The following is a 7034-nucleotide window of genomic DNA, read 5'->3' on the forward strand; positions in this document are numbered from 1 at the left end:
CAGGGCGCGACGCACCTCATGGCGCAGCAATATATTTTCCAGATGCAGGGTCTGACCAAGACCTTTCCCGGCGGCAAGAAGATCTTCGAGAACATCTGGCTGAGCTTCTACAACGACGCCAAAATCGGCGTGGTCGGCGTCAACGGCTCGGGCAAGTCCACCCTGCTCAAGATCATGGCTGGCCTGGACACCGAGTTCAACGGCGAGGCCCGCGCCGCCGACGGCATCAAGCGCGGCTATCTGGAGCAGGAGCCCCAGCTCGACGACAGCCTGAATGTCCGCGAGAACGTCGAGGCCTGGTGCGAGGAGAAACAGTGGGTCAACCGCTTCAATGCCATCGCCATGGAGATGGCCGAGAACTATTCCGACGAGCTGATGGAGGAGATGACCGCCCTTCAGGAAAAAATCGACGCCGGCGACGTCTGGGACATCGACAGCCGCATCGAAATGGCCATGGACGCCCTGCGCTGCCCGCCTGACGACTGGGCGGTGACCAATCTGTCCGGGGGTGAGAAGCGCCGCGTGGCCCTGGCCCGCCTGCTGCTCTCGAAGCCCGACATGCTGCTGCTCGACGAACCGACCAACCACCTCGACGCCGAGAGCGTCGCCTGGTTGCAGCACCACCTGGAGGCCTTCCCCGGCTGCGTCATCCTGGTGACCCACGACCGCTACTTCCTGGACCTGGTGACCAAGTGGACACTGGAGCTGGACCGCGGCAAGGGCCACCCGCACGAGGGCAACTACTCCAGCTGGCTGGAAGCCAAGACCAAGCGCGTCGTGCAGGAGCAGTCGGAATCCGAAGCCCGCCAGCGCGCCCTGACCCGCGAACTGGAATGGGTCCGTTCGGGCGCCAAGGCCCGTCAGGCCAAGTCCAAGGCCCGTCTGGCCGCCTATGAGCGGATGGTGGACGAGCAGGAAAGCATGCGCGGGGCCCAGACCCACGCCGTCATCCAGATCCCGCCCGGCCCGCGCCTGGGCAATGTGGTGCTGGAGGCCGAGGGCCTGCAGAAATCCTATGGCGACAAGCTGCTGTTCAAGGACCTGTCGTTCAAGCTGCCGCCCAACGGCATCGTCGGCGTCATCGGCCCCAACGGTGCGGGTAAGTCGACCCTGTTCCGCCTGATCACGGGCCAGGAACAGCCCGACGCCGGTTCGATCAAGGTCGGCGAGACGGTCAAACTGGCCTATGTCGACCAGTCGCGCGACGACCTGAAGCCGGACGAGACCATCTGGCAGGCGATCAGCGGCGGCACCGACGTGATGATGGTCGGCAAGCGCGAGATCAACACCCGCGCCTATGTCGGCAGCTTCAACTTCAAGGGCGGCGACCAGCAGAAGAAGGTCGGCCAACTGTCCGGCGGTGAGCGTAACCGCGTGCACCTGGCCAAGACCCTAGCCACCGGCGGCAATCTGCTGCTGCTCGACGAACCGACCAACGACCTGGACATCGAGACGCTCCAGAACCTCGAAGAAGCCCTCGAAGGCTTCGCCGGCTGCGCCGTGGTGATCTCCCACGACCGCTGGTTCCTGGACCGCCTGGCCACCCACATCCTGGCCTTCGAAGGCGACAGCCACGTCGAATGGTTCGAGGGCAATTTCGAAGCCTATGAGGAAGACAAGAAGCGTCGCCTGGGCGTCGAAAGCCTGATCCCGCACCGGATCAAATTCCAGAAGTTCGGGCGGTAGCAACCGCCCGAACGGACTGTTCAGCCTGACGTTACGCTGATACCTAACCCGATGTCACGAGCGTCGGGGGGAATGTCGGATGCCTGCCTATCAGGGAAGTTTTCAGCTGCCGTTCGGCCAGCGTCTGTCGTTCTGGTGGCCCGACGTTTTTGGCGCATCCAGCGACTACAGCATCGTGGTAGGCGGGCCAGTGCCCCAAGGAGGGATAGCTTACCGGAACGCGGGAGCAATCCATTTATCAACACCTCAGAATCTTACAGGTGTTAGCGCCCGGGTTGCTCTGAACGATCTATCCGGCTTGCTGTCCGTCGTCAGCGAGTATGATGGTCCTCCCCTCGCCTATCTGCCGGTGACTGTAAAAGCGATAACTGCCGCCCATGCGGTGAACGATGGCCGAATTTTTGCGCGGTCTCGTCAGGACGCAATCGGCATTGATGTTCTCGAAGGTGTCGCCTTGAATCGGGGCCAAGTGGACATTGAGGCGGGCGAATTTGGTACCGGCATCTTTGCGAACCGTGCCGATGTCCACAACTCCGGCTCAATCAACGTGCGTGCGGGTTTTCAGGCCGTGGGCGTCAGCGCGCTGGATTATGGAACTTATCAGAACTCAGGCGTGATCTCGGCCGTCTCAACGACGCCCGGCGGCGTCAGCATAGGCTGGCTGACCAACGCCTATTACACCGACCGCATGGACATGCTGAACACCGGCGTGATCCAGGCAGACTATGCCTACTTCGCTTATGACGGCGGAACCCGGGCATCGGTGAGAGGTATTTTCGACGTCGTCACAAACGGCAGCGACGGGCAGATGCGAGGCGCAATCTATACGGCCTTCGGGGCCGACGCCGTCATCAATCACGGCTTGATAACCGGACCCGTTCTTTTGGGTCACGGCGACGATCTGTTTTTTGGAACAGGCATCCAGCAGGACGCGATAGAGGGCCAAGACGGCAATGATGCGCTGATCGGCTCCGACAATACTGATTATCTGTTCGGCGGCGAAGGTGCGGATGCCATCCATGGCGGCGGCGGCGACGACATCATCGGTGGGGGCCGCGGCGCGGATGTGCTGGACGGCGGCAGCGGCTTCGACACCCTGTACTTTCTGGATGCCACACGGGGTGTGGTTGTCGATCTGGCCGCCGGTACCTCGGATGGAACGGGGGCCGACCGCGTTCGAAACTTCGAAGGCGTTTATGGCAGCACATATGGCGATCGGATAACCGGTACTGCTGGCGAAAACGTGCTCGAGGGCATGGCCGGCAACGACATCATCGATGGCGGCAAGGGTGACGACATCATTGTCGGCGGCACCGGCGATGATCGGCTCACCGGCAATGTGGGAGCAGATGTCTTTCTGTTCACGACCGGCGATGGCCGGGACGTCATCGAAGACTTCGACGCCGACGACCTTTTGTCCATCCACGGCTTTTCCTCGGCGCAATCGATCGTCCAGAGTGGTGCCGATGTCCGCGTGATGCTGTCTGACACCGACAGCATCCTGATACGCAACATGCAGGTCGCCGATCTCACGCCGGGACGGTTGACGTTCAGTTCGTCACCGCTGCCACGCGAACTCTCTGCTCCGCAGACCCAGCCCGTGCTGACCGGCGAAGACTTCGTTTTCGAAGCCGGTGAACAACTGATCCTGACCAATCCGCGCGTCGCCTATTCCGGCGGGTGGGCCGTCAATACCGGCATTCTCCTCTACGACGCCCAGGACGTCGGCGGCTATCGTCCCTCTGTCTGGAATGCCGGAGAGATCCGGTATGAGACGACATCAGAGCGCTTCGAGGTAAGCGCGATTGCGAGCTTCTCATCCGGCTTCAGCGATAGAGACACGTTCCATAACAGCGCGACCGGGGTTATTTCCGTCGTCAACCACGGCACCGCCCTCACTTATGGGACGGCCGGTGTCGCCGATAACGCCTTCAACGACGGGCTGATCGAGGCTTCCGGTGGGGGCAATACCTACGGCATCTTTGGCCAGAGCATCGTCAATACCGGTCGCATCTCGGTCACGGCCGACGGATGGGGCCGCGGTCTCCATTCGGGTGGCAACGGAACGATCTGGAACACTGGCACGATCGAGGTTCACAGCCACGACGCGGGTGCAGGAATGTATTTCGCGAACGCGAGAACGGCCGTCAACACCGGCACGATCACAGTCACCGACGACACCGTCGAGATGGACAGCATTGGCGTCAGCTATAGCTTCTCTGGGTATGCCGGCACGACGGGCTTTACCAACACGGGTATCGTCGAGGCCGACTATGCGATCTTTTTTGGCTCGATGAGCGACAATCACAGCCCATCTGGACTCCCTATCCAGACCTTGAGAAATGGCGGTGAGTTGCGCGGTATCGTCTCGCTGAGCGAGAACGGCGATGCCTTTTACAACACGGGCCTGATTACCGGCGAGGTCCGGCTACGTCATGGTGACGACCTGTTCGACGGTCGAGGCGGCTACCAGGCGGCCGGCGTGTTCGCAGGCGACGGGCGGGACACCGTCTATGGCGGTTCCGGCATTGATCGCATCGACGGTGGCGGCGACAACGACATCATCGCAGGGGGCGGCGGCAACGACGTCCTCACCGGCGGCAATGGCTCGGATGTTTTCCTCTTTGCGACAGGCGATGGGCACGACGTCATTACCGACTTCAACGTCAGCACGGACCAGTTGAGGCTGATCGGAAACGGTCGGTGGCAGAGCATCGAGCAGGTCGGCAACGACACGCTCTTACGCCTGTCCGGGACCGACTCCATTCTTCTGAAGAATGTCCTGGCCACATCGGCCATCACGACGTGGTTCAACTATGAATCGCTCCCGACATGGAGCGGTCCGGTAGTCGCACCATCCGGCCCGCCCGTTCCCGTCGCACCGCCAGGTGCCACTACGGCTGACCTGGTTACCGGAAGCGCCGGCAACGATACGCTGACAGGAGGTTCCGGCCTTGATCGTCTTATCGGCGAGGGCGGCGACGACATCCTGATCGGTGGGGCCGACAACGACATTCTGATGGGTGGCGACGGTGCGGATCGGCTCACCGGCGGCTCCGGGCTAGACATCCTGTATGGCGGTGCTGGGGCTGACATTTTCATTTTCGGCGACGCCAGCACCGATGGCACGGGCAGCGACCGCATTGTCGATTTCAATCCGGCCGAAGGCGATCTGATCTATCTGACAGGTTCTCAGAACTGGCAGATCAGCGGCTCCCAGCTCGTGTCCGGCCTGCGAGTGATAAGCCTGAACCCGGTAGAAGGGTGGGAAGCTGCCATCCGTTACGGAACCCCGCCAGCGACCACCCCCACCGCCAACACTGGCGGTCTGCAATACCAGGGCACCGCCAATGCCGATATTCGCCTCGGTACCGACAGGGCCGATACGATGAGTGGACTGGGTGGCGTCGATATCCTGGACGGCAGAGATGGAGACGATCAGATTGACGGCGGAGAAGGCGACGATGTCCTGCACGGCGGCCGAGGCACAGATTCGCTAAACGGAGGAACGGGCGACGACACGCTGCGCGGTGGTGCGGGGGCCGACAATCTGAACGGCGGCGGCGGGCTAGACACGGCTGACTACGGCGATGCCTTGTCGGCTGTGCGCCTCGATCTCAGCCTGACCGGTGTGCAAAACACATTGGGCGGCGGCATGGACACTCTGAGCGGCATCGAGCGCCTCGCTGGCTCGGCCCACGACGATGTCCTTCTGGGAACCTCAGGAGCCAACATCCTCTTCGGTGCCGATGGCGATGACCTACTGGAGGGTCGAGGCGGTTCCGATCTGCTGGATGGTGCAGACGGTGTGGACACCGCCGGATTTTCTGGGGCGCGCGCCAACTACACTCTCAGCTGGACGGATGATGCCGACGACGGCGTCACGGTCACCGGTACCGACGGCACGACACGGGTCATGAACGTGGAGTGGCTGCGGTTCTCGGACCAGACCGTGTCCGCGGCGCGGCCAGTGTTCACTTTTGATGGCACCGCCGCAGGTGAAACCTCGACCGGCTCCAACTTTCACGACGTCATGAACGGCAATGATGGCAATGACATTCTAAATGGCCTGGATGGCGACGACGTCATTCATGGTGGTGAGGGTGCAGACCGGCTGAATGGCGGAGCAGGCAACAGCCAGCTTTTCGGCGATGGAGGCAACGACATCCTGTCCGTCCGGGCCGCAGCCAATACCGGCAATAACACCGCGCCTTCACGCGACCCGACACGAACCTTGCTGGATGGTGGGGACGGCAACGACATCATCGATTTCGCCACCAGCGGTGTCGCGATCGACAGGGTGACGGTGCGCGGCGGCGAAGGCAACGACGTGATTTCGGTGCGCGGAGCTTACGAAGTCACTGTCGATGGTGGTGCGGGCGACGACATAATCGTCATGGACGAAACGCATGCGGGTGGTCGCTTCACGGGCGGCAGTGGTCAGGACACGTTTCAAGTGGTTCCGAACAACCCGGAGATGCCCAATATTGGTGTAGGAACGATCACTGACTTCTCGCCCGGTGTGGGTGGCGACCAGATTGATCTCTGGCCCTATATTGCAAACCTGTTCCCAAATGTGGCGCGTGGAGAAAACCTGTTTGAACTGGGTCTGGCTTTCCTGGCTGAGGGGGGACAGACCAACAGCGTCTCCATTCGGGTCATGACCGGACCCGGAGGATATCTGGAAGAAAAAGTTTTGCTTCTTGACGTCAAGATCGAAGACCTCCGCATCGAAAATTTCTCAGGCATGATGTCGGGTGGCTTTGGTGCCTATTTTGTAGGCGGCAGTAGTGGCGACAACGTAATCTACGGCAACGATGCGTCTAACGAGCTGTCAGGATACGACGGTGCAGACACACTGTATGGACAAGGCGGCGACGACAATCTGTACGGCGACGCGGGCGACGACACCCTGATCGGTGGCAGTGGCAACGACAGGATCAGTGGTGGCCGTGGCGGAGACCGGGATGTTGGAAACGACATAGCGGTCTTCTCTGGTCCTCGCTCGGCCTACACCATCAGCACCTTGGGCGGCATGACGACCGTCATCGGTCCCGACGGCACCGACACCTTGACCGGGGTCGAACGGCTGCGCTTCTCCGACGGTCTCTATGACATGGCAGGCTTGCTGCTCCCTCCCACTCAAATATCTGGGACCCGCATCGATGATAATCTTGTCGGGACAGCGGACGCTGATGTGATCCGTGGTTACAGCGGCACGGATATTCTGTCCGGCAAAGACGGCAACGACCGGCTGATCGGAGGAGCCGGCAGTGACACGCTGATCGGCGGGGCCGGGGTCGACACGGCGGACTATGGCGGCGCGGCGGGTGGCGTGGTGGCCAGTC

1 protein-coding gene and 1 pseudogene are annotated in these 7034 nt (G+C 61.6%); both read left to right on the plus strand.

What is annotated here, in order from left to right; translation table 11 throughout:
• The first annotated feature begins 18 nt into the window (after positions 1-18).
• Complete coding sequence (gene ettA / locus JHC81_RS01090; protein ID WP_292169593.1) at positions 19-1686, plus strand: energy-dependent translational throttle protein EttA; 1668 nt, start codon at positions 19-21, stop codon at positions 1684-1686.
• 79 nt (positions 1687-1765) lie between these two features.
• Positions 1766-7034: pseudogene (locus JHC81_RS01095) on the plus strand (hypothetical protein); the annotation flags it as partial.

Origin of the sequence: Brevundimonas sp. (assembly GCF_016463295.1) — a bacterium.
GTDB lineage: Bacteria > Pseudomonadota > Alphaproteobacteria > Caulobacterales > Caulobacteraceae > Brevundimonas.

Bases quoted from the DNA above. Each gene is read 5' to 3' on its own strand.
- ettA (WP_292169593.1), top strand. From the start codon at position 19: ATGGCGCAGCAATATATTTTCCAGATGCAGGGTCTGACCAAGACCTTT.